The sequence below is a fragment of the Achromobacter sp. genome (assembly GCF_050285565.1).
Lineage (GTDB): Bacteria > Pseudomonadota > Gammaproteobacteria > Burkholderiales > Burkholderiaceae_B > Achromobacter.
Genome location: NZ_JBLZXG010000006.1, coordinates 1 through 23269, shown reverse-complemented (window position 1 = coordinate 23269; position 23269 = coordinate 1). Strand labels below are relative to the sequence as shown.

Below are 23269 nucleotides of genomic sequence, written 5' to 3'. Positions count from 1 at the left end.
TGCCGGCACGCGCCCCCTTACGGGCGCCGCGCCGCCGGGACGAGACTCGACAATCAACGACAAAGCACAACGATGAAAAAGAGCGTAGCGATCACCTTAGCCGTGGTCATAGTGGGAGCGGGAAGCTGGGTGGGCGCCACGTGGTACACCGGCAAGCGTATCGAGGAAAGCACCCAGCGCCGCCTGGCCGAAGCCAATGAAAAGCTGGCCAAGATCACGCCCCTGTTCGGCCTGCGCATCGACCAGATCAAGTATGAACGCAGCCTGTTCTCGACCCAGGCGCGCTACGGCCTGTCGTTCGTCAAGAACGACAAGAGCCCCCAGGACATGCCCGCCGGCATGATCGAATTCGACACCACCATCGAGCACGGCCCGTTCCCCAAGAGCGCGCTGGCGCGCGGCGCCATCGCCCCCAAGCTGGCCTTCGTGCACGCCGAACTGGCCAAGACCGACAACGTCAAGCCCCTGTTCGAGCTGACCAAGGACGTCCCGCCCCTGGTGTCGGACGCCGTGGTCAGCTTCGGCGGCCACACCGCCTCGACCGCGCGCATCGCGCCGGTGAAGGTCGTGCATGACGGCAACGCGCTCGATTTCAGCGGCATGGAAATCACCGGCACCTTCGACCGCGGCCTGCAGGCCATCACCGCCAGCGCCAAGACCGACACGCTGGCCGTGGACGGCACCAAGAGCAACGACCCGATCAAGATGGTGCTGTCGGGCCTGTCGATGGACGTGGACAGCCGCATGGGCAAGTTTGGCCTGTCGGTCGGCGACTCGGGCATCAAGATCAAGCGCGTCGAAGTGGTCAAGCCGGATGCCGACGTCAAGGTCGTGCTCGACAACTTCGGCTACACCGTCAAGCTGGCCGAAGACGACAAGAACGTCAACATCCAGGCCGCCTACCAGACCGGCGAGCTGAACGTGAACGACGTGGCGCTGGGCAACGGCCAGGCCGTGATCAAACTTGCCAAGCTGGACGGCGCCGCCGTCAAGCAACTGTCGGACACCTACAACCAGTTGATCCGCCAGTACATGGTCGATGTGCGCGACGAAGGCCTGAACGACGAACAGTTCCAGGTGCTGCTGGACAACGCCGGCAAACTGCTCGCCGGCAACCCGTCGTTCAGCATCGACCCGATCAGCTGGAAAACCGCCAAGGGCGAAAGCAAGCTGACCTTCACGCTGGATCTGGCCAACCCGCCCGACGTCAAGAACCTGACGCCGCAGGAAATCGTGGTCAAGGCCATCAAGCAGATCGACGCCACCCTGGTGATCTCCAAGCCCATGGTGCAGGACCTGATGGTGCAATACGCCATCAAGAAGGACGGCAAGGCCGCCGACCAGGCCGAAGCCGAGGCCGCCGACAACGTGCGCAGCATGTCCGGCATGGCCGAGATGTTCAACGTCGGCAAGAACGACGGCGACAACATCGTCGGCAAGTTCCACTTCGCCGATGGCATGGGCGACCTGAACGGCAAGAAGATCCCCGCCGACGAGCTGTTCTCGGGCCTGCTGGGCGCGGCCGGCATGCACGACGGCATGGACGATGAAGACGAATGGGAACCGGCCGCCGGCGCCACCCCCATGGACGACGAGATGGCCGCGACCAGCAACGCCGACGTGGTCAACCAATTCGACGTCGACACGGTCGTGAGCATGCTGGAAGACATGGGCTACAGCACGCGCAAGACCGACGGCGACGAAGGCCCGGTTCTGATCCTGGATCCGGCCAACACCGGCGCCACCGACCTGCGCCTGGAGTTCCTGTGCAACGACTTCTCGGAGAAGTGCTACGACCTGGTGGCCACCGCCACCTACGCCAGCAAGAAGCCGGCCACGCTCAAGGCCATCAACGCCTGGAACCAGGAATACCGCTGGACCCGCGCCTACCTGGACGACAAGAACCAGGCCGTGCTGCAGATGGACATGAACGCCGAAGGCGGCATCGGCAAGAAGAACCTGCAGATCATGCTGAACACCTACTTCAGCATCACCGAGGAATTCGCCACGGCCATCACGGCGGCGCCGGCCAGGAAGTAAGACGGCCGCGCACAAAGCAAAACCCCCATCTTGCCGATGGGGGTTTTTTTTGCCTGTCGCCAGGCCCGCCTGGATGACCCGCCCCCAGGGGCGGGCCGTCATGCGGCATCAGGCGTAGGCTTCGACCGGCAGGCAGGCGCACACCAGGTTGCGGTCGCCGTAGGCGTTGTCCACGCGCGCCACCGGCGGCCAGTACTTGGCGTCGCGCAGCGAAGCCACCGGGTAGGCGGCCTGCTGGCGCGGGTAGTCGTGCAGCCATTCCTCGGCCAGCAGCATCTGCGCGGTATGCGGCGCGTTCTTGAGGACGTTGTCCTCGCGATCGCGTTCGCCGCGCTCGATCTGGGCGATTTCCTCGCGAATCGAGATCATCGCTTCGATGAAGCGATCCAGTTCGGCCACGCCTTCGGACTCGGTCGGCTCGACCATCAGCGTGCCGGCCACCGGGAAGCTCATGGTCGGGGCATGGAAGCCATAGTCCATCAGGCGCTTGGCGATGTCCTCGGCGCTGATGCCGCTGGTTTCCTTGAGCGGACGCACGTCCAGGATGCACTCGTGCGCCACGCGGCCGTTGCGGCCCGCGTACAGCACCGGGTAGTGGTCGCGCAGGCGGGTGGCGATGTAGTTGGCGTTCAGGATCGCCACTTCGGTGGCGCGGCGCAGGCCGTCGGCGCCCATCAGCGCGATGTACACGAACGGGATCGGCAGGATGCCGGCCGAGCCGAACGGCGCGGCCGAGACCGGGCCGACGCGGGCTTCGCCGGGCAGCTTGCCCTGCTCGTTGACCACGCCCGGCAGGTACGGCGCCAGGTGCGCGCGCACCGCCACGGGGCCCACGCCGGGGCCGCCGCCGCCGTGCGGGATGCAGAAGGTCTTGTGCAGGTTCAGGTGCGACACGTCCGAGCCGAACTTGCCCGGCTTGGCCACGCCGACCATGGCGTTCATGTTGGCGCCGTCCAGGTAGACCTGGCCGCCGGCCTGGTGCACCAGGTCGCAGATCTCGGTCACCGCTTCCTCGAACACGCCGTGCGTGGACGGGTAGGTGATCATCAGCGCGGCCAGCTTGTCGCCGACCTGTTCGATCTTGGCGCGCAGGTCGGCCAGGTCGACGTTGCCGTTGGCGTCGGAGGCCACCACCACCACGTCCATGCCGGCCAGTTGCGCCGACGCGGGGTTGGTGCCGTGCGCCGACGACGGGATCAGGCAGACGTTGCGCTGGTGCTGGCCGTTGGCCTGGTGGTAGCCGCGGATCGCCAGCAGGCCGGCGTATTCGCCCTGCGCGCCGGAGTTGGGCTGCAGGCTGATGTTGTCGTAGCCGGTGATCTCGCACAGCGCGGCCGACAGGCGCGAGATCAGCTCGTCGTAGCCCTGGCTTTGCGAGGCGGGCGCGAACGGGTGCACCAGCGCGAACTCGGGCCAGGTGATGGGGATCATCTCGGCCGTGGCGTTCAGCTTCATGGTGCAGGAACCCAGCGGGATCATGGTGCGATCCAGCGCCAGATCCTTGTCGGCCAGCTTGCGCAGGTAGCGCAGCATGTCGGTCTCCGACCGCACGCTGGAGAACACCGGGTGCGTCAGGATGGCGCTTTCGCGCGCCACGGCGGCGGGGATGCCGCCGGCGGCCTTGGCGTCCAGCGCGTCGATGTCCAGTTCGACGTCATCGCGTTCCAGGCCGGCGGCGAACACGTTCACCAGCGCCTGCAGGTCGGCGGCGGTGACGGTCTCGTCCAGCGACACGGCCAGGCGCGCGCCGTCGACGCGGCGCAGGTTAATGTGCTCGCACTCGGCGGCCGTGATGATGGCCGGGGTGGCCGGGCCGGTTTCCAGCAGCAGCGTGTCAAAGAAGGTGTCGTTGGCGACCTTGATGCCCAGCTTGACGAGTTCGGCGCGCAGGATCGCGGTGTAGCGCTGCACGCGCTCGGCGATGCGGCGGATGCCGGCCGGGCCGTGCCAGACGGCGTACATGCCGGCCATGACGGCCAGCAGCACCTGCGCGGTGCAGATGTTCGAGGTGGCCTTCTCGCGGCGGATGTGCTGTTCGCGCGTCTGCAGCGCCAGGCGCATCGCCGGGTTGCCCTGGGCGTCCTTGGACACGCCGACCAGGCGGCCGGCCATGTTGCGCTTGAAGGCGTCCTTGCAGGCCATGAAGCCGGCATGCGGGCCGCCGAAGCCGAACGGCACGCCGAAACGCTGGGCCGAGCCGATGGCGATGTCCGCGCCCCACTCGCCCGGCGCGGCCAGCAGCGCCAGGGCCAGCAGGTCGGTGGCCACCGCCACCACCGCGCCTTGCGCGTGGGCGGCCTCGGCCAGCTTGCGGTAGTCGGCCACCGAGCCGGTGCTGTGCGGATATTGCAGCAGCACGCCGAAACACGCCGGCAGGCCTTCGGCCTCGTCGCCGACGGCGATCTCGATGTCCAGGCCCTCGGCGCGCGTGCGCACGACTTCGATGGTCTGCGGATGCACGTGGCGCGAAATGAAGAACACCGGGCTCTGCGACTTGGCGCTGCGACGCGCCAGCGTCATGGCTTCGGCGGCGGCGGTGCTTTCATCGAGCAGCGAGGCGTTGGAGATATCCAGCCCGGTCAGGTCGGCGACCATGGTCTGGTAGTTCAGCAGGGCCTCCAGGCGGCCCTGCGAGATCTCGGGCTGGTACGGCGTGTAGGCCGTGTACCAGGCGGGATTCTCGAGAATGTTGCGCAACACCACGTTGGGCGTCTGCGTGCCGTAATACCCCTGGCCGATGTAGTTGCGAAAGACCTTGTTGCGGCCGGCGATCTGCTTCAGTTCGGCCAGCACGTCGGCTTCGCTGCGCGACGGCGGCAACGCCAGCGGCGCCTGGCTGCGGATCTTGGGCGGCACGACTTCTTCGATCAGGGCGTCCAGGCTGGGGCTGCCGATGGCGGCGAGCATGGCGGCCTGGTCGGCGTCGGAAGGGCCGATGTGGCGGGGGATGAAGTCGGTGTGGGTGTCTAGGGCGCGCGACATGGGAGGGATCTCGGGATGGCGGTGTCGTCGGGGGGACGGACGGTGACGCGTGGGCGGGCTGCGGCGGCGCCGCGCCCGCCCCGGCAGGCTTAGCCGTTGGCGACGGCTTCGTAGCCGGCGGCGTCCAGCAGCTTGTCGGCATCGGCGGCGTTGGCCGGCTTGATCTTGAAGATCCAGGCGGTGAAGGCCGATTCGTTGATCAGGTTGGGGTTGCTTTCCAGTTCGTCGTTGAACGCGACGATTTCGCCGGCCACGGGCGCGTAGATGTCCGAGGCGGCCTTGACCGACTCGACCACGCCGGCGGTCTCGCCCGCATTCAGCTTGGCGCCGACCTTCACGTCGCCGACGAAGACCAGGTCACCCAGTTGGTCCTGGGCGGTATCGGTGATGCCGACGACGAACACGTCGCCTTCGGCTTTGACCCATTCATGGGACTCGGTGTACTTGCGATCGGTGGGCAGACTCATGGGAACTCCTGGGGGATTCGGATGGGGAAATGGTGTTGCGCGCCTCGCGCCGGCGGCCTGCGCCCCAAGGGACGGGCCAACGGCGCGAAGCTTCGAGTTTACGAGTGTTCGACGGCTTTGCCGTTACGGACAAACGGCAGCTTGCAGACCAGGGCGGGCACCCACTTGCCGCGGATGTCGACCTCGACCGTATCGCCCGCGGCCACGCCTTGCGGCAGGCGCGCGAAACCGATCGACACGCCCAGCGTGGGCGACATGGTGCCGCTGGTCAGCTCGCCCATGCCGTTCTTGGTGCGCACCGCCATGTGGGCGCGCATCACGCCGCGTTCCTGCAGCTTCAGGCCGAGGAAGGCGGCGGGCTTGGCGAATTGCTCCAGCGCGTCGCGGCCGATGAAGCGGCGCTCGGGGTTCTTGAGCGACACCGTCCAGGTCAGCGCGGCCTCGCCGGGCTGGGTCAGTTCGTCCATGTCCTGGCCGTACAGGTTCATGCCCGCTTCCAGGCGCAGCGTGTCGCGCGCGCCCAGGCCGGCCGGGCGCACGCCCTGGGCCGCCAGGTCGCGCCACAGTTGCACCGCCTCGGCGGCGGGCAGCACGATTTCGAAACCGTCTTCGCCGGTGTAGCCGGTGCGCGCGACCAGCGTGTCGTCGCCGACGCGGGCGGCCACGAACGGGGTCAGCGGCTCGCTGGCGGCCTGCCAGGCCGGACGCGCGGCCCAGACCTTGGCGCGGGCGTTGGGGCCCTGCACGGCGATCATGGCCAGGTCGCGGCGCGGCGTGATGGTGACGTCGAACTTGCCGGCCTGCTTGACGCGCTGCATCCAGGCCATGTCCTTGTCGGCGGTGCCGGCATTGACCACCACGCGCCACGCGTCGGCGGCGAAGAAATACACGATCAGGTCGTCGATCACGCCGCCCTGCGGGTTCAGCATGCAGGTGTAGAGCGCCTTGCCGGGCACGGTCAGCTTGGCCACGTCGTTGGCCACCAGGCGCTGCAGGAAGGCAAAGGCGTCGGGGCCGACGATGTCGGCGTTGAGCATGTGCGAGACGTCGAACATGCCGGCGTCCTGGCGCACCGCGTGGTGCTCTTCCAGTTGCGAGCCGTAGGCCAGGGGCATATCCCAGCCGCCGAAGTCGACCATGCGGGCGCCGGCGGCGATATGTTCGTCGGCCAGCGGGGTGCGTTTGAGGGGTGCGGACATGCGCGGATACTCCGGAGCGGCAGCGGTGCCAGGGTTACGGAATGCCGCCGGGGGACAGATGCCCGCCCAACGGCTGAAATTTCCGCCCCTCTGTCCTTTTGCCTGAGAGTTGCCCCGCGTGGCGGGTTTGCACCTTCGGCGCCTGGTCTGCGCGCGATGCCCTGATGGGTTGCGGCGCCAGGTCTCTCCAGAGTGCTGCTTTGCCGCGTCCACACGGTAAAAACCGGGACAGGGCAAACATGCGCGGTATGGGATACCTGAGCGATTCCGGGCGAATTGCGCCTTCGGCGGCAGCCGGGTGAACGGCCGCTCTCTCCCGCAACATGCGTGACAGCGCCGAAAGCATACCGCGAAACGCCGTTCCGTTGTTGATCCGCGATCGCGGCCCGGGCGCCGCTTCAGCCCAGCGCCGTGTCCAGCAGCATCATCAGCACGAAGCCCAGCATCAGCCCGCAGGTGGCGTAGACCTCATGGCCCTTGCGGTGCGATTCGGGGATGATTTCGTGGCTGATCACGAACAACATGGCGCCGGCGGCAAAGCCCAGGCCCCACGGCAGCAGCGCCGCCGACCAGCCCACCACGGCCGCGCCCAGCACCGCGCCCACCGGCTCGACCAGGCCCGACAGCATGCCCAGCGCCACCGCGAACGCGCGCTTGTAGCCCGCGGCGATCAACGCCACGGCCACCACCAGGCCCTCGGGGATGTCCTGGATGGCGATGCCCGTGGCCAGCGCCGTGCCGCGCACCGGGTCGTTGCCGGCGTACCCCACGCCGATGGCCAGGCCTTCGGGCAGGTTGTGCAAGGTGATGGCGAAGACGAACAGCCAGGTACGGCGCAGCCGGTGCGCCTCGATGCCTTCGCGGCCCTTGATGAAATGCTCATGGGGCAGCAGCCGGTCCATCAGCAACAGCGCCGCCGCCCCCAGCAGGATGGCGGCGCCCACCGTCAGGCCGGCGCCCCACGGCCCCGCGCCCTGCGACTCGGCCGCCGCGATGCCCGGCGCCACCAGCGAAAAGGCGCTGGCGGCCAGCATCACGCCGGCGCCGAAGCCGAACATGCTGTCCTGCATCTTCTGCGGGATGGTGCGCGCGAACAGGATCGGCAGCGTGCCCACCGCGGTGGCGCCCGCGGCGACCATGCCGCCCAGCAGGGCATCGGCCACGTGCGGCGCGTGATCGTTGAAATAGACCCACATCTGGTGCAGGCCCAGGCAGGCGACCAGCACCGCCAGCGTCCAGACACTGACACTGGTGGCCGCGGGCCGGATGCGATGACGGCTGAAGGTGTTCATGGACCGCTGCCCCCGCGCAATGCCGGCTCAGCCCAGGGCGGCGGCGTAGCGGCGCGCCACCTCGGGCCAATCGATCACATTGTAGAAGGCGCCGATGTATTCCGGGCGGCGGTTCTGGTACTTGAGATAGTAGGCGTGTTCCCACACGTCCAGGCCCAGGATCGGCGTGTTGCCCTGCATCAGCGGGCTGTCCTGGTTGGCGCTGCTTTCCACCACCAGCCTGCCGGCCGACGTCACGCTGAGCCAGGCCCAGCCACTGCCGAAGCGCGTCAGCGCCGCCTTGGTGAAGGCTTCGCGGAAGGCGGCGTGGCTACCCAGTTCGGCGTCGATGGCGCGGGCCAGCGCGCCGTCGGGCTCGCCCCCGCCCCGTGGCGACATGACCGACCAGAACAGGCTGTGGTTGGCGTGGCCGCCGCCGTTGTTGCGCACCGCGCCGCGGATGGCTTCGGGCAGCTGGTCGATGCGCGCCACCAGGGCCTCGACCGGCTCGTCGGTAGCAATGCCGGCGCCTTCCAGCGCGGCGTTCAGGTTATTGACGTAAGTCTGGTGGTGCTTGCTGTGATGGATTTCCATCGTCAGCGCGTCGATGTGCGGTTCGAGCGCGTCATAGGCGTAAGGCAGGGGCGGCAGGGTATAGGCCAAGTCGGTCTCCATCGGGCGACGCCGCTGGCGGAAGCAAGCGTCTTATTTTTGGAAATACAAATGATAGGTATTTTTATTTGATATCACAACGACAACGTTGCAATGCCTGTCATCCAGTCAGGGTATGGGACGGGACAGGTCTTGGCGGGCAGCACGAAGCGTGCCCGCACCCGACGGACGGAAAAGCGTTGGATGAAGCGCCAGGAACGCCTAGAGCGCCTTGCCGCAGGCCACGCCCGAGGCCCAGGCCCACTGGAAGTTGTAGCCGCCCAGCCAGCCGGTGACGTCCACGGTCTCGCCGATGAAGTACAGGCCTGGCGTGGTGCGGGCCTGCATCGATTTCTGGTCCAGGCCACGCGTATCGACGCCGCCGCGCATGACCTCGGCCTTCTTGTAGCCAGCGGTGCCGCTGGGCACCAGGGTCCATTGGTGGATGTCCTGCGCCAGGGCGCGCAGGGTCTTGTCGGGCGCGTCGGCCAGGCGCAAGGCCGCCAGGCCCGGCTTGCCGCCCTGCTCGGCCAGCTGCAGCCAGCGGTCGGCCAGGCGCTTGGGCCACAGGCCCGCCAGCACCGTATGCAATTGCTGCCGGTTGCCGGACTTGGCCGCCAGCAGTTCGGCCGCCAGGTCGCGCCCCGGCGCCAGGTCGATGACGACGGGCTCGCCCGGCTGCCAGTAGCTGGAGATCTGCAGGATGGCCGGGCCCGACAGCCCGCGATGGGTGAACAGCAGGTCTTCGAGGAACTCCCCCCGGACCTTGCCCTGCCCCGTCGCCAGGTTGACCTCCAGCGCCACGCCGGACAGCTCCGACAGCGGCTGCCACTGGGCAGCGTCGAAGGTCAGGGGCACCAGCGCCGGCCGCGGCTCGACCACCTTCAGGCCGAACTGGCGCGCCAGCTTCAGGCCGAAGTCGGTGGCGCCCAGCTGCGGGATCGCCATGCCGCCGGTGGCCACCACCAGCTTGGCCGCGCGGATCGCGCCCTGGCTGGTGCGCAGCTCGAAGCCGGCCTCGCCATGGGCCACCTCGGCCACCTGGCAGCCCATGCGCCACTGCACGCCGCCGGCGTCGCATTCGGCGCGCAGCATCTCGATGATGGATTCGCTGGAATCGTCGCAGAACAGCTGGCCGCGATGCTTCTCGTGCCAGGCGATGCGATGGCGCTTGAGCAGCGCCAGGAAGTCCTGCGGGGTGTAGCCCGACAACGCCGACCGGCAGAAGTGCGGGTTGTCGGAGAGGAAATTGGCGGGTCCCGCGCCGATGTTGGTGAAGTTGCAGCGGCCGCCGCCCGAAATACGGATCTTCTCGGCCAGGCGCTCGGCGTGGTCCACCAGCACCACGCGCAAGCCGCGCTGGCCGGCGACCGCGGCACACATCATGCCGGCGGCGCCGGCGCCGAGGACGGCGACATCGAACATCGGGACTCCGGACCTGATCAGTCTTCGATCAGGCAGTCAACGTAGTAACGCTTCTCGCCGTCCGGCCCCACTTCGTCGGCCAGGCCGTGGATGTAGGTTTCGAAGCCCGGGAAGCGTTCGTTGAACTCGCGCGCGAACTGCAGGTACTGGACGATGGTGCGGTTGAAGCGCTCGCCCGGAATCAGCAGCGGGATGCCCGGAGGATACGGCGTCAGCAGCACGCCGGTGACGCGGCCTTCGAGCTGGTCGATGTCGACTCGCTCGACCTCGCGGTGCGCCATGCGGGCGAAGGCGTCGGACGGCTTGAGCGCCGGCACCATGTCGCTCAGGTACATCTCGGTGGTCAGGCGGGCCACGTCGCGCTCGCGGTAGGCCTCGTGGATCTGCTGGCACAGATCGCGCAGGCCCATGCGCTCGTAGCGCCGATGGCCGCGGCAGAAGTCCGGCAGGATGCGCCACAGCGGCTGGTTGCGGTCGTAGTCGTCCTTGAACTGCTGCAACGCGGTCAGCAGCGTGTTCCAGCGGCCCTTGGTGATGCCGATGGTGAACAGGATGAAGAACGAATACAGGCCGGTCTTCTCGACCACCACGCCGTGCTCGGTCAGGTACTTGGAGACCAGCGCGGCGGGAATGCCGGTTTCGCCGAAGCTGCCCGACATGTCCAGCCCCGGGGTGATGACGGTGGCCTTGATCGGGTCCAGCATGTTGAAGCCTTCGGCCAGGTCGCCGAAGCCGTGCCAGTGGTCGTTCGACTCCAGGATCCACTCGTCGCGGTTGCCGATGCCTTCGGACACCAGGCGGTTCGGGCCCCAGACCTTGAACCACCAGTCGTTCTTGCCGAACTCGGACTCCACCTTGCGCATGGCGCGGCGGAAGTCCATGGCTTCGCGGATGCTCTCCTCGACCAGCGCGGTGCCGCCCGGGGGCTCCATCATGGCCGCGGCCACGTCGCACGACGCGATGATCGCGTACTGCGGCGAGGTCGACGTGTGCATCAGGTAGGCTTCGTTGAAGACGTTGCGGTCCAGCTTGCGGGTCTCGGACTCCTGCACGATGATCTGCGAGGCCTGCGAGATGCCGGCCAGCAGCTTGTGCGTGGAGTGGGTGGCGAACACCATCGCGTCCTGGCTGCGCGGGCGGTTCTGGCCGATCGCGTGCATGTCCTGGTAGAACTCGTGGAACGAGGCGTGCGGCAGCCAGGCCTCGTCAAAGTGCAGCGTGTCGACGTAGCTGCCCAGTTCCTTCTTGATCATCTCGACGTTGTAGATCACGCCGTCGTAGGTGCTCTGCGTCAGCGTCAGGATGCGCGGGTTCTTGTTCACCGCTTCGCGCGCGAACGGGTTGGCCTCGATCTTCTTGCGGATGCTGTCCGGATGGAACTCTTCCAGCGGGATCGGGCCGATGATGCCCAGGTGGTTGCGCGTCGGGCGCAGGAACACCGGGATCGCGCCCGTCATGGTGATGGCGTGCAGGATCGACTTGTGGCAGTTGCGGTCCACCACCACCACGTCGCCGGCGGCGACGTTGGCGTGCCACACGACCTTGTTCGAGGTCGACGTGCCGTTGGTCACGAAGAAACAGTGGTCCGCGTGGAAGATGCGCGCGGCGTTCAGTTCGGACTCGGCCACCGGGCCGGTGTGGTCCAGCAGCTGGCCCAGTTCGTCCACGGCGTTGCAGACGTCGGCGCGCAGCATGTTCTCGCCGAAGAACTGGTGGAACATCTGGCCCACCGGGCTCTTCAGGAACGCCACGCCGCCGGAGTGGCCCGGGCAGTGCCAGGAATAGGAGCCATCCTGGGCATACTTGACCAGCTCGCGGAAGAACGGCGGCGGCAGGCTGTCGACGTAGCTGCGCGCTTCGCGGATGATGTGGCGCGCCACGAATTCGGGGGTGTCCTCGAACATGTGGATGAAGCCGTGCAACTCGCGCAGGATGTCGTTCGGAATGTGCTCCGAGGTGCGCGTCTCGCCGTACAGGTAGATCGGGATGTCGGCGTTGCGGAACCGCAGTTCGCCAATGAAAGTGCGCAGGTTCTTGATCGCGCTGGCCACGTCCTCGGGCGAATCCACATCGAACTCTTCATCGTCGATCGACAGAATGAAGGCGCTGGCGCGGCTCTGCTGCTGGGCGAACGAACTCAGGTCGCCGTAACTGGTCACCCCGATCACCTCGACGCCCTCGGCCTCGATCGCCGAAGACAAAGCACGGATACCCAGACCGGACGCGTTCTCGGAACGGTAGTCCTCGTCGATGATGAAGATGGGGAAGCGGAATTTCATGCAGGCGCTCCTGGGGGCAAGGCGAATCGGACCGGGTTGGCGGACGCGAGTGTACTTCTAGTGAAAAACCGTCTGATGACAGGCGGGCGCGAGGTTCCCGCCGGCGGCGGGAATGGCGGAATTGTAGGGCTGTTTTTCTCCAGCCCCTATGGGTTTTCCCGGAGCGCGGTGCAATGGGCCCGCCCCGGCCGCCGTCGGCGCCGGCCGATCCGGCGCGGCGGCGGGCTTTGCGCCTAGCGGATGGTGATGTCCTGGCCCGCCGCCAGGGCCGTCAGGAAGCGCTCGAAGTACGGCGGAATGGCTTCGGCGGCGCCATAGCGGATGCGCCGTTCGACCTTGGCGATGGCCCCGAAGCAGATCTCGGCATCCGGCGCGCCGCAGACCAGCACCACCGGATCCTCGTCGTCGCAGACCTCGTACAGTCCGCCATGGGCGCGCCGCGCCACTTCGTACAGGTAGGCGGCCGCGCCGACGGTCTGCATGGGGGTCAGGGGCAGCGTGCCCAGGTGCGCGGCTTCGAGCACGTCGTCGAGCGCATGCACGCTCGATGGCGAGTAGTCGAGCCCGGCGCCGGCGGGGCCGGCGGCCTGGACGAAATCCTGCGCGGCGTTGGCCACGCGCGCCACGAATTCTTCCTGGACTCCGTCGCGCTTGGCGTCCTGGTTTATCTTGAGGAAACCGAACATCATTGGCTCCTTTGTGAAAACCGCGAGCGGCGTTGACACCATTATAGGCGGCCCCTGCCCCTATATACTGACCCGGCCGTTCCCTCATCCCAACACTGCCGCTCCGCTCCGTGACCGCCGCTTCCGCCCCGCTTGTCAGACGTCTCACGCCCGAGGACGCCCCGGCCCTGCGCCAATTGCGCCTGGACGCCCTGCGCGAAACACCGGAGGCGTTCGGATCAAGTTACGAAGAGGAACACACGCTGACACTGGAAGACATCCGCAACTGGATCGCCCCGGCGGACGACAGCGCGATGTTCGGCGTGTTCGCGGCGGATGCGCTGGCCGGCATCATCGGCGTGGCCCGGCAGCGCAAACTGAAGATGCGCCACAAGGCGCACATCTGGAGCGTCTACGTGGCGCCGCCGTGGCGCGGCCGGGGCCTGGCGCGGCTGCTGATGCGGGCGGCGCTCGACCACGCCGCCGCCATGCGCGGCGTGCGCACGGTGCAGTTGAGCGTCACCGCCAACAACACCGCCGCCTGCCGGCTCTACGCCAGCCTCGGCTTCGAGCAGTATGGCCACGAGCACGAAGCCCTGTGCGTCAACGGCACGCTGTACGACGAACTGCTGATGGCGCTGCCCTTGCCCGGCCGTTGACGCGGCCCCGGCGTCAGGCCGCGCCCGCGCGCCGCCGCGTGCCGTAGGCGCAGACCTGGTTGCGGCCGCCGTCCTTGGCCTTGTATAGCGCCTGGTCGGCGGCCTTGATGACCGCGTCCGGCGCGCGCAGTGTCTCGCCGCGTTCGGCCACCCCGATACTGACCGTCACGCGCAGCGGGCGCGCATTGCGGCCGGCGCGCGCACCGCGCCGGCGCAGGCCGATCTGGTCGGCCTTGGGCCGCGCCGGCTTGTCGCGCAGGCGCATCTGATAGGCCTCGATCGCGCGCCGCACGGTTTCCAGGTGCGGCATGGCCTCGACCGCGGTCTTGCCCGGAAACACCAGCGTGAATTCCTCGCCGCCGTAACGATAGGCGTAACCGCCGCCCGCTACCCGGCGCAGTTGCGCCGCCACCATGCGCAGCACCTGGTCGCCGACGTCATGGCCATGGGTGTCATTGAAGGCCTTGAAATGATCCACGTCGGCCATGGCCAGTGTGTAGACGCGGCCCATGCGCTGCAGGCGTTCGTTGAGCGCGCGGCGCCCGGGCAGGCCGGTGAGCTCGTCGCGGAAGGCCATGTGATAGCCCTCGTGCGCCAGCGAAATGGATAGCGATGTCAACGCGGCGGCGGCCAGTACCGCCAGTTCGACGCCATGCTGCGCGCCGCGCGGCAAGGCCCAGGCCATGCAGACGAAACCCAGCCATTGGCCGGCCTGCTGCGGACGGCCATAGCGCAACAGCAGCAGGGTCAGGGTCAGCCCTGTCAACAGCAGCGCCGCCAGCGCCTCGAACGGCACGCCCAGCCGCGCCAGCACGCCCTGCACCGCCAGCGCGCCGAAAAGCTGCGATACGCCCTCCTTGCCGGCCAGCGCGATGACGGCCGCGCCCGCGGCCATCAGCCCCAAGCGCGCGGCCAGGTCGCGCAGCATGCCGGCGCGCTCGGGCCAGAGCGCATTGATGGTGTAGGCCAGCGACCACCACACCAACGCCGGCCCCAGCGCCCAGGGCGCCTGGCTCGCCAGCATCGGCCAGGCGGCCACCGCGGCCAGCACCGCCAGCATCAATGCCAGCGTCTGCGAGCGCTGATACATCAGGCAGATGGCGCCCCCGACCAGCGCCATGACCCACGGCACGAACGGCACGATCTGCGTCAGCGCGGGCGGCCATTGCCGCCACAGCAGCAGCCCGACCGCCGCCATCACCGGCAGCGCAGGGTAGAACAACAGGGGCAGCCAGGGGATATGGGGGTAACGCACGGATAGGGCCTTGCTCACGCTTGCTGAAATGACGTCGCCAAATCGGCAAACACATATGCCATTTTACGGTCGCGCCCCCGGGTTCTTTAGCGTGTTACCACCCGTTCGGCGGCGGTCGTGCCGTGCTATGTTCTGCGCTCGCCCCCCCCTGGAAAAACCTCATGCGCATCCTGGTCAATATCGATGTCCCCGATCTGCAGGCGGCCATCGATTTCTACACCCGCGCCTTCGGGCTGGCGCTGCACCGCCGCTTGGGCGCCACCGGCGCCGAAATGCTGGGTGCGCCGGCCCCCATCTACCTGCTGCAAAAGGCCGCCGGCTCGCCGGCCGCGGGCGCCGTGCGCCAGCCGCGCGACTATGCGCGCCACTGGACGCCGGTACACCTGGACGTGGTGGTGGATGACGTGGATGACGCCGTGGCGCGGGCAGTGGCCGCGGGCGCGCGGCTGGAAGACCCGGCGGTCACGCATGAATGGGGCCGCATCGCCCACCTGAGCGACCCGTTCGGCCACGGCATCTGCATCATGCAGTTTCTGGGCCAGGGCTACGATGCGCTGGCGCCGGGCGCGCTGCGCGATGCGCCGGTGACCGAGGCCGATTTCGAAACTTTGCTGGCGATCCGCATCGAGGCCATGCGCGACAGCCTGGAACGCCTGGGCCGGTTCGACCCGGCGCGGGCGCGGGCGCGGCTGCGCGCCACGTTCCGGCCCGAGCACACCTGGTTCATCGAGCGCGACGGCGCGCGCATCGGCTTCTATGCCCTGCGCCCGGACGGCGCCGGCCTGCGGCTGGATCATCTGTATGTGGTGCCCCCGGCGCAGGGGCTGGGGGTGGGCGGCCAGGTGCTGGGCCGCCTGCTGCTGGACGCCGACCGGCGCGGCCTGCCGGTGCGCGTCGGCGCGCTGCGCGGCAGCGACTCGAACCGCTTCTACCGCCGCCACGGCTTCGAGCCGGTGGCGCAAGGCGAATGGGACATCGACTACCTGCGGCCGGCGCCGGGGCGCCAGGCCTGAGGCGCGATCAGGTGCGCGGCAGCGTCACGCCGCGCTGGCCCTGGTACTTGCCGCCCCGGTCGGCGTACGAGGTCTCGCAGACCTCGTCGCTTTCCAGGAACAGCATCTGGGCGCAGCCTTCGCCAGCGTAGATCTTGGCCGGCAGCGGCGTGGTGTTCGAGAATTCCAGCGTGACATGGCCTTCCCATTCGGGTTCCAGCGGCGTCACGTTGACGATGATGCCGCAGCGCGCGTACGTGCTCTTGCCCAGGCAGATGGTCAGCACGCTGCGCGGGATGCGGAAATACTCCACCGTGCGCGCCAGCGCGAACGAGTTGGGCGGGATGATGCAGACGTCGCCCTTGAAATCCACGAACGAGCCTTCGTCGAAATTCTTGGGATCGACGATGGTGGAGTTGATGTTGGTGAAGATCTTGAATTCGTCGGCGCAGCGCACGTCGTAGCCGTAGCTGCTGGTGCCGTAGCTGACGATGCGCCCGCCATTGGCCGTGCGGACCTGACCCGCTTCGAAGGGTTCGATCATGCCGGCTTCGGCCTGGCGGCGGATCCAGCGGTCGCTTTTGATGCTCATGATGGCAAAGGTGCTTGGGGGAATGGAATGGGCCTCATTTTATCCCGAGCGCGGGGTTCCGTCCCCAACAAGGACGGAACCCCGCCGCGGCATCAATCGCCGAAGAAGGTGCGGTAGACCAGCGCGATACCGTTGACCGAGCCGCCTTTCAGGTCCAGCGACAGGCCGCGCGCCAGCCGGTAGCTGGCCCGGCCCACGGTATCGCTGCCCGCCAGCGCCTGTTCGACGCTGAGCGTGATGCCGTTGGCGAACGTCTTGCTGGCCACCAGGAACTGCGTCGCCAACTGGCTGTCGCTGTCGCGGTTGACGTCGCCGGCCACGGTGCGGTCGGGCAGGATGCTGCCCGAGCTGCCCAGGTTGCCGGTGCGCACACTGACGTCGTCCAGTCCGAACTGCTTGTAGAATGGCTCGCCGCCGCCCAGCAGCGCCGTGCCCACCGACAGCAGCAGCGCGGCGTCGCTGCCGCTTTCGTCGGGGCCGCGCCCCAGCAGCAGCCACGAGAGCTTTTCGACGTCGCTGACGTCCGGGTACGACACCAGATCGATGCGCGGGCGCTGCGCCGTGCCCACCACCTTCACGCCAGCCTCGACCTGTTCGCCGGTGCGCAGGGCCTCGATGTCCAGCAGCGGATTGTCCAGGCGGCCCTGGAAGGTCAGCGTGCCGCGCCGCAGCCGCAGCTTCTGGCCATAGGCCTCGATGCCGCCGCCCCGCGTGCGCAACGCCCCCACGCCCGTCAAGCGGCCGTCGTTCAGCAGGATCTGGATCGACCCCAGCAGGCCGGCGTCCAGCCCCATGCCGGTGATGTAGAAGCGCGGACCCATATCGAACTTCAGGTTCATGCTGGTCTGCAGCGGTGTCGACACGGTGCCGGGCTCGTCGCCCGCGCGCCGCACCTTGACGTCGTCATCCAGCGAGGGCACGCCCTGCAGAATCTCCAGGCTGAACCAACCGGCGTCCGCCTTCAGGTCGCCGACGATGTCGATGCGCGGCAGCGCGGCGCTCAGGTCGATGGTGCCGGAGACCATGGCATAGCGGTCGGAGCGCTGCAGCGCCGGGAAGCGGTACAGCGTCAGGCGCACGTCGCCGCCGCCGTCGATCAGGTTCCATTGGCCCTTGGCTTCGACGTAGCCGCCCTTGGCCTCGGGGCTGGTGGTGATCCATTCCTTGGTGCGCCATTCGGCCGGCATGACCCGCAGCGAGGCCGGGAAGCGCAGGCTGTCGAGCACCAGTTTGTCGCCGTCCAGGCGCGCCGACAGCGTGCCCTCGATCAGGCGCACGCCGTCGTCGATGCGCACCACCCGCAGCTTTTCGCCACGGATCGCGCCGCTGGCGCTCCACTTGCCGTTGAGCGTGCCCTGGGCCTGCAGGTTGGCCTTGACCTGGCCACCGACCTCCATGGAATCGCCGACGAACAGACCGACCCAGGCCAGGTCGGCGATGTCGGCATCCAACCGGGCGCGGATCGGCTGGCGCGGATCCAGCGCCATGCCGCCGTTGGCGTCGACCGCCAGCACCGCCGTGCCGTTGCCGGCGATCTTGCCCATCTTGTCCGTGGACAGATCCAGCTTGGCATCCAGACGGCTGGTATTGGCCGAGGTCGGCGTGGCGGTCAGGTCCAGCACCAGCGCCTTCACGCCCAGCGGCACCGGCGGATCGCCGGGAATCAGCAGGTCGCCATCGCGGCGCGCGATGCGGGCGCGGCCGGCCAGGCGGCCGTCGAATTTCAGGTCCCAGGACGCGTCCAGCGCGATGCGGCGGCGGCCCTCGGCCACGCTGGCATTGACGCGCTTGGGACCGCTGTTCATCTTCGCCGCGGCCTCGGGGTCGACGGCGGCGATCACCTGGCGCGCCATGGCGGCGGTGATGACCAGGTTATCGGCCTGTCCGGCGGTTTCCCAGCGCCTGGCGCCGCCACGCGACCCCTGGTGCGCGATGGTCAGTTTTTCCTTGCCGGGCAGCGTCACGCCCAGCACCGTCTGACCGACCTGCCATTGCCATTGCGGCGCCACCGCCGCCGGCAGGTACGACAGCGTCACCGGCCGGTCAGCGGCGAGGGTGAAGCCGGCGCTGTTGGCGCTCAGACGCGAGAACGTGCCGCGCCAGCCGGCCAGGGCCGCGTCGGCTGCGCCGGCCGCCCCCTTGCCCCAGCCGCCCGCGAAGGCGATGGCGGCCTCGGCCCGCGAGGCGCCCAGCACGCCCGGGCGCGGCTTGGGCGGGCTGTAGCCGGCGGTGAGTTCGCCACGGTGCGCGGCCACGGTGCCGACGAGCCGGCCCTTGAGGTCGGCGCCGCCGGGAATGCCGGGCCAGAACGCATCCAGCTGGGGCGCCTGCGCGTCCAACGCCAGCGCGCCCTCGGCCCCGCCGATTTCGCCTTGGACGCGCACCCGGTTCGCGCCCAGCTTCAGGTCCACGTCCAGGCCGTGCAGGCGCAGGCCGGCCAGCGGGTCGGCGGCTGGCGCGCTGCCGGCCGGCGGGTTGGCGGTGGGCGCGGCCGGCGCCGCGATAGCCACCTCGGCCTTGATCCTGCCGCTCAACGGCTGCCGGTTCCAGCGGGTGCCCTCTTCGACGCGCAGGTCGATGGCGGCCTGCCGCAGGTCGCTGAGGTTCTCGAATTCAGCGGTGACCTGGCCGTTGGCGCTGATCAGCGCCGCCGGGATCGCCTCGCCCAGCCAGGGCGACAGATCCAGCCGCTGCGCGCCGACGCTGCCGGCAATCCGGTCCCGGCCCGGCCGCCCCTGGACCGCTTGCAGATCCAGGCGGGCCGTCAGGGTGGACTTGTCCGGCAAGCGCGCATCGGCCCGCGCGCTGCGCAGGATCAGCGGCGTGCGGGGCGCCAGGTCGGCCGCCACCTCCAGGGCCAGACCGGCGCCGGAACCTTCCAGCTTGGCCTGGATGCCATCGAGCGAGCCCGCGGCGTCCGCGCGCAACACCGCCTGGCACGCCGGCGCGGGCGGTCCCGCCAGTTCCGCCGGCGAGGCGCCGCCCTCGCCCTTGGCGCCGCCCGAGGCGTCCTTGGCCGGTTGCGCGCGCGGCCGGGCCGGCGCGGCAAACCTGCCGCTCAGTCGATCGGCCTGGCACAGGGGCGAATCCGGGCCGGCGCCGCGCGCCGTCACGTCCAGACGCGCGGTGAAGGGCCACGGATCGGCCAGGCCCTGCAATTCGGCCTCGCCGCTCACCTGCGCCTGTCCGACCGCATGGCCCACGTGCAGGCTGGCGATGCGCAGTTGCGCGCCGCGCTTGCCGGCGGCGAACGTGGCGCTCAGGTCGCCCAGCGTCACCGGCAGCGGCTGGCCGTCCTGCAACAGGTGGAACCGGCCCAACGCCAACCGGTCGACCGCGATGTCCACCGGCAGCTCGGGCAACGTGAAGGGGGCCTCCGGCTGGCTGTCGGCCGGCGTCTGCGCGCCTGGCGCCAGCACCACCTCGACGCTGCCGGCGGACAGCTCGCGCACATGCAGCAACCGGTCGCCGAGCGCGCGCCAATGCACCTTCAGGTGCAGGTCGCTGATGCCGATGCGAGTGCCGCCGATGTCCAGATCCAGCCGCCCCACTTGCAGGCCGCGCAGAACCGAACCGCGCACCGCCAGCGCCTGGCCATCGAGTTGCTGGGCGGCGGTGGTCAGCAGCAGGCGGGTACCGGTCTGCGAGGCCAGCAGCCAGAACACGAAGCTGCATGCCAGCACCGCCAGCATCGCCAGCCCCGGCAACCACCACACCAGCAGGCGTCGTCCGAATCTGCGCAGCACCGTCAAAACGCGATCCCCAGCGAGAAGTGCAGGCGCAGGTCGTGCTCGCGCTGGCCATAGGCCACATCCAGGAACAGCGGACCGGCCGGGGTGCGCACCCGCGCGCCCACGCCGTAACCCAACGCCAGCGACATATCGCCGAACGACTGGGCCGCGTCGCCGGCATCGACGAATACGCCCATGCCCCAGCGCTCGTTGAAATAGTGGTCGTATTCGATGCTGCCGACCACCAGCGTGGGCGCCCCCACGATGGCCTTGTCGCGCTTGAGGCCGATACTCTGATACTTGTAGCCGCGGATCGAGCGCGCGCCGCCGGTGCGAAAGCCGAAGTCGTCCGGCACCTGCACGTTGCCGTTGGACCAGACCCGGCCAACCTCACCGCGCACGGTCAGCACGTCCAGCTTGCCGATCGGCCACCACTTCTGGGCGCGAAAACGCGCGCGGGTGTAGGGCTCGCCCGTGTCCAGCGTCACCCCCACGCCGCCGCCCAGCGCGATCAGATTGCCCTCGCGCGGGTCGTACTTGTTGTCGACGTCGCGCCGCAGCCACTCGCCGGTGGCGGTCAGTGTGGGCAGGGCATATTCGTCGCCGCCGTCGATTGCGATGTCGTCGTGCGCCAGCAGCAGGCCCCAGCGGGTTTCGTAGGTGACGCGGCTATCGCCGGCGCCCTTGCGCTCCTGGCTGCGGGTGGCGCCCAGGGCGTAGCGCGTCACCGCCAGCCCCTGGATGTCGGAATGCTGGGCCAGCACCCCGATGGAGTCCTTGTAGCCGCGCTCGGTCGGCGGCAGCAGGAAGTCGGCGTAGACGCGCTGCCGCAGGCGGTCGACGCTGAAACCGGATTCCATCGTCAGCGGCTGGCCGAACACCACGTTCTGGCGATAGAGCGACTCCAGCCGCACGCCCGCCTCATCGTCGACGCCGAGCGAGGCGGAAAAGCGCTTGGGCGGCGCCTCCACCACCCGCACCTGCACCGGCAGCGTCACTTCGCCGTCGGAATCGTACTTGGGCGGCGGTGGCGGCATGGCGCCGGACACCACCGGATCGCCCGCCGGCGCCGACTCGGCCGCGTTGGCGGCGCCCGGCGCGCGGGCGCGGTCCGCAGCCGGCTCAGCGGGCGGCTGCGCGCTGCCGGGCTGGCGCAGCGCGACGAACGCGCCACGGAAGAACGCCGTCGATTGCAGGTCCTGCTGCCACTCATCGAGCCGGTTCTGGTCGTAGGGCGCCCCCGGCGAATAGCGCACATAACGGGAGATGAGCTTGGGCGGCACCCGCTCCAGGCCCTCGGTGCTGAGTTCGCCCATGCGCACCATCGGTCCGCTGTCGATGGTGACGCGCAGCGCCGCCGACGCGCTATCGGCCTGCACCTCGGCTTCGGACGCCGTCATGCGCGCCAGCATGAAGTCGCGCCCCGAGACCTCATCCAGCAGGGACGACTTGGCCCGGTTCCAATCGGCATTGATAAAGGGCTGGCCCGGCTTGAGCAGCCAGTCGTCGCGCAGTTTCCGCACCCGCTGCGCGTACTCCGGCCGCGTGATGCGGCCGGTGAAGGTCAGATCGACCGACGACACCGTGGTGCGCTTGCCCGGCACGATGCCGATGTCCCAGGTTTCGCCGCCGATGTCGGTGCCGGCCTCCAGCGTGACCGTGGGCGAGAAATAGCCCTGCGTGGCCAGCGCGGCCAGCGTGGCGTCGCGGGCGCGCCGCCGCAGGCGGTTGATTTCACCGCCGTCCTGGTCTTCCGCCAGGCGCGCGATGGCGTCCACCGCCTCGGTGATCGCCTGCAACGCGGCCGGCGGCACGCCGCCCGGATCCACGATGATTTCCGGGCGCTTGGCCGCCGCCTCGCCCGCCACGATGCAAAGTCCAGCCAAGAAGGCCCGGGCCGCCCACCGCATGCGTTACGACGGCTGCTGCACGACGATGGACGGGAACTTCCCGGCCATGTCACGGGGCAACGCCGCAACGCCCGCCGCCAGTTTGCGGGCAATGGCGCGATACAGCCCCGCGGCTTCGCTGCCGGGATCGGCCACCACGGTGGGGGTGCCGGCGTCGGTCTGTTCGCGGATCGCCAGCGTCAGCGGCAGGCTGCCCAGCCAGGGCGTGCCGTACTGCTCGGCCATGCGCTGACCGCCGCCTGCGCCGAAGATGTGTTCGGCGTGGCCGCATTGCGAACAGATGTGGATGGCCATGTTCTCGACCACGCCCAGGATCGGCACCTCGACCTTCTGGAACATGCGCAGGCCCTTGCGCGCGTCCAGCAGCGCCACGTCCTGCGGCGTGGTGACGATCACGGCGCCCACCACCGGCACCTTCTGCGCCAGCGTCAGCGCCACGTCGCCGGTGCCCGGCGGCATGTCGACGATCAGGTAGTCCAGGTCGCGCCAGTTGGTCTGGCGCAGCAGTTGTTCGAGCGCCTGGGTGACCATGGGGCCGCGCCAGATGGCGGGCGAGTCGGCGTCGATCAGAAAGCCGATGGAGTTAGCCTGCAGGCCGTGGCCGGTCAGCGGCTCCATGCTCTTGTTGTCGAGGCTCTCGGGGCGGCCCGAGACGCCCAGCATGGTCGGCACGCTGGGGCCGTAGATGTCGGCGTCCAGCAGGCCGACCTTGGCGCCCTCGGCGGCCAGCGCCAGCGCCAGGTTCACGGCCGTGGTGCTCTTGCCCACGCCGCCCTTGCCGGAGGCGACCGCAATAATGTTGCGCACATTGGGCAGCGGCTTGAGCCCCTTCTGCACCGCGTGCGCGGCCACCTTCCAGGACACGTTCACCTGGGCGCCGGGCGCGCCGGCCGCGGCCAGCGCGGCCACCGCGACGCCACGCACCTGCTCGCGCACGGCATCGGCCGGATAGCCCAGTTCCAGCGCCACGGTGACGCGGCCGCCGTCGATTTGAATGTCACGATCTTTTACAGAAACGCCCAGGTCCAAGCCGGTATTGGGGTCTTGCGCGCCGCGCAGCGCGGCGCGGATATGTTCTATCGTTATACTCATGTCACTATGGTTCCGTAGGCAGCGCGGCGTCTGCGGGCCGCCATCCCCTAAAGGATAGC

General features: G+C 68.9%; 16 protein-coding genes and 2 riboswitches. Of the genes, 3 read left to right on the top strand and 13 right to left on the bottom strand.

What is annotated here, in order from left to right:
• Nucleotides 1–72: 72 nt before the first annotated feature.
• A complete protein-coding gene (locus tag ACN6O8_RS13655; protein ID WP_427991569.1) occupies nucleotides 73–2040 on the top strand; it encodes a DUF945 family protein in 1968 nt (655 codons plus the stop codon).
• 108 nt (nucleotides 2041–2148) lie between these two features.
• Here ACN6O8_RS13655 and gcvP read toward each other — a convergent pair whose 3' ends face one another.
• The 8 genes from gcvP to ACN6O8_RS13615 form a co-directional block, all read right to left on the bottom strand.
• The gene (gene gcvP, locus ACN6O8_RS13650; protein ID WP_427991568.1) at nucleotides 2149–5022 is read right to left on the bottom strand and encodes an aminomethyl-transferring glycine dehydrogenase; all 2874 of its coding nucleotides are present in this window, start codon (nucleotides 5020–5022) and stop codon (nucleotides 2149–2151) included.
• Between the two features lie 89 nt (nucleotides 5023–5111).
• Nucleotides 5112–5489, bottom strand: a complete 378-nt coding sequence (gene gcvH / locus ACN6O8_RS13645; protein ID WP_427991567.1) for a glycine cleavage system protein GcvH — start codon at nucleotides 5487–5489, stop codon at nucleotides 5112–5114.
• Between the two features lie 98 nt (nucleotides 5490–5587).
• Entirely contained in the window at nucleotides 5588–6688 is a 1101-nt protein-coding gene (gene gcvT / locus ACN6O8_RS13640; RefSeq protein ID WP_427991566.1) for a glycine cleavage system aminomethyltransferase GcvT, read from the bottom strand.
• A gap of 80 nt (nucleotides 6689–6768) precedes the next feature.
• A riboswitch (glycine riboswitch) is annotated at nucleotides 6769–6889 on the bottom strand.
• A gap of 33 nt (nucleotides 6890–6922) precedes the next feature.
• A riboswitch (glycine riboswitch) is annotated at nucleotides 6923–7017 on the bottom strand.
• Between the two features lie 69 nt (nucleotides 7018–7086).
• Nucleotides 7087–7980: a ZIP family metal transporter gene (locus tag ACN6O8_RS13635; RefSeq protein ID WP_427991565.1), complete on the bottom strand. Its 894-nt coding sequence runs from the start codon at nucleotides 7978–7980 to the stop codon at nucleotides 7087–7089.
• A 27-nt stretch (nucleotides 7981–8007) separates the two neighbouring features.
• On the bottom strand, nucleotides 8008–8634 hold the full coding sequence (locus ACN6O8_RS13630) for a superoxide dismutase (protein ID WP_427991564.1): 627 nt from the start codon (nucleotides 8632–8634) through the stop codon (nucleotides 8008–8010).
• 198 nt (nucleotides 8635–8832) lie between these two features.
• The gene (locus ACN6O8_RS13625; RefSeq protein WP_427991563.1) at nucleotides 8833–10035 is read right to left on the bottom strand and encodes an NAD(P)/FAD-dependent oxidoreductase; all 1203 of its coding nucleotides are present in this window, start codon (nucleotides 10033–10035) and stop codon (nucleotides 8833–8835) included.
• Between the two features lie 17 nt (nucleotides 10036–10052).
• Nucleotides 10053–12314: an Orn/Lys/Arg decarboxylase N-terminal domain-containing protein gene (locus ACN6O8_RS13620; RefSeq protein WP_427991562.1), complete on the bottom strand. Its 2262-nt coding sequence runs from the start codon at nucleotides 12312–12314 to the stop codon at nucleotides 10053–10055.
• A gap of 233 nt (nucleotides 12315–12547) precedes the next feature.
• Nucleotides 12548–13000, bottom strand: coding sequence for a hypothetical protein (locus ACN6O8_RS13615; protein ID WP_427991931.1), 453 nt, complete (start codon nucleotides 12998–13000; stop codon nucleotides 12548–12550).
• Nucleotides 13001–13110: 110 nt separating this feature from the next.
• Here ACN6O8_RS13615 and ACN6O8_RS13610 point away from each other — a divergent pair, with 110 nt between their 5' ends.
• The gene (locus ACN6O8_RS13610; protein WP_427991561.1) at nucleotides 13111–13638 is read left to right on the top strand and encodes an N-acetyltransferase family protein; all 528 of its coding nucleotides are present in this window, start codon (nucleotides 13111–13113) and stop codon (nucleotides 13636–13638) included.
• 13 nt (nucleotides 13639–13651) lie between these two features.
• Here the strand turns inward: ACN6O8_RS13610 and ACN6O8_RS13605 are convergent, their stop codons facing one another.
• The gene (locus ACN6O8_RS13605; protein WP_427991560.1) at nucleotides 13652–14893 is read right to left on the bottom strand and encodes a diguanylate cyclase; all 1242 of its coding nucleotides are present in this window, start codon (nucleotides 14891–14893) and stop codon (nucleotides 13652–13654) included.
• Between the two features lie 161 nt (nucleotides 14894–15054).
• Here ACN6O8_RS13605 and ACN6O8_RS13600 point away from each other — a divergent pair, with 161 nt between their 5' ends.
• Entirely contained in the window at nucleotides 15055–15906 is an 852-nt protein-coding gene (locus ACN6O8_RS13600) for a GNAT family N-acetyltransferase (protein WP_427991559.1), read from the top strand.
• A 7-nt stretch (nucleotides 15907–15913) separates the two neighbouring features.
• On the opposite strand, the gene dcd is transcribed toward ACN6O8_RS13600, so the two are convergent.
• The 4 genes from dcd to apbC form a co-directional block, all read right to left on the bottom strand.
• A complete protein-coding gene (gene dcd / locus ACN6O8_RS13595) occupies nucleotides 15914–16477 on the bottom strand; it encodes a dCTP deaminase (RefSeq protein ID WP_006226186.1) in 564 nt (187 codons plus the stop codon).
• 92 nt (nucleotides 16478–16569) lie between these two features.
• Complete coding sequence (locus ACN6O8_RS13590) at nucleotides 16570–20169, bottom strand: translocation/assembly module TamB domain-containing protein (RefSeq protein ID WP_427991930.1); 3600 nt, start codon at nucleotides 20167–20169, stop codon at nucleotides 16570–16572.
• Nucleotides 20170–20225: 56 nt separating this feature from the next.
• Complete coding sequence (locus ACN6O8_RS13585; RefSeq protein ID WP_427991558.1) at nucleotides 20226–22118, bottom strand: autotransporter assembly complex protein TamA; 1893 nt, start codon at nucleotides 22116–22118, stop codon at nucleotides 20226–20228.
• A 3-nt stretch (nucleotides 22119–22121) separates the two neighbouring features.
• A complete protein-coding gene (gene apbC, locus ACN6O8_RS13580; RefSeq protein WP_427991557.1) occupies nucleotides 22122–23210 on the bottom strand; it encodes an iron-sulfur cluster carrier protein ApbC in 1089 nt (362 codons plus the stop codon).
• Nucleotides 23211–23269: the final 59 nt, after the last annotated feature.

Bases quoted from the DNA above. Each gene is read 5' to 3' on its own strand.
- ACN6O8_RS13655 (WP_427991569.1), top strand. From the start codon at position 73: ATGAAAAAGAGCGTAGCGATCACCTTAGCCGTGGTCATAGTGGGAGCG.
- gcvP (WP_427991568.1), bottom strand. From the start codon at position 5,022: ATGTCGCGCGCCCTAGACACCCACACCGACTTCATCCCCCGCCACATC.
- gcvH (WP_427991567.1), bottom strand. From the start codon at position 5,489: ATGAGTCTGCCCACCGATCGCAAGTACACCGAGTCCCATGAATGGGTC.
- gcvT (WP_427991566.1), bottom strand. From the start codon at position 6,688: ATGTCCGCACCCCTCAAACGCACCCCGCTGGCCGACGAACATATCGCC.
- ACN6O8_RS13635 (WP_427991565.1), bottom strand. From the start codon at position 7,980: ATGAACACCTTCAGCCGTCATCGCATCCGGCCCGCGGCCACCAGTGTC.
- ACN6O8_RS13630 (WP_427991564.1), bottom strand. From the start codon at position 8,634: ATGGAGACCGACTTGGCCTATACCCTGCCGCCCCTGCCTTACGCCTAT.
- ACN6O8_RS13625 (WP_427991563.1), bottom strand. From the start codon at position 10,035: ATGTTCGATGTCGCCGTCCTCGGCGCCGGCGCCGCCGGCATGATGTGT.
- ACN6O8_RS13620 (WP_427991562.1), bottom strand. From the start codon at position 12,314: ATGAAATTCCGCTTCCCCATCTTCATCATCGACGAGGACTACCGTTCC.
- ACN6O8_RS13615 (WP_427991931.1), bottom strand. From the start codon at position 13,000: ATGTTCGGTTTCCTCAAGATAAACCAGGACGCCAAGCGCGACGGAGTC.
- ACN6O8_RS13600 (WP_427991559.1), top strand. From the start codon at position 15,055: ATGCGCATCCTGGTCAATATCGATGTCCCCGATCTGCAGGCGGCCATC.
- dcd (WP_006226186.1), bottom strand. From the start codon at position 16,477: ATGAGCATCAAAAGCGACCGCTGGATCCGCCGCCAGGCCGAAGCCGGC.
- ACN6O8_RS13590 (WP_427991930.1), bottom strand. From the start codon at position 20,169: ATGCTGGCGGTGCTGGCATGCAGCTTCGTGTTCTGGCTGCTGGCCTCG.
- ACN6O8_RS13585 (WP_427991558.1), bottom strand. From the start codon at position 22,118: ATGCGGTGGGCGGCCCGGGCCTTCTTGGCTGGACTTTGCATCGTGGCG.
- apbC (WP_427991557.1), bottom strand. From the start codon at position 23,210: ATGAGTATAACGATAGAACATATCCGCGCCGCGCTGCGCGGCGCGCAA.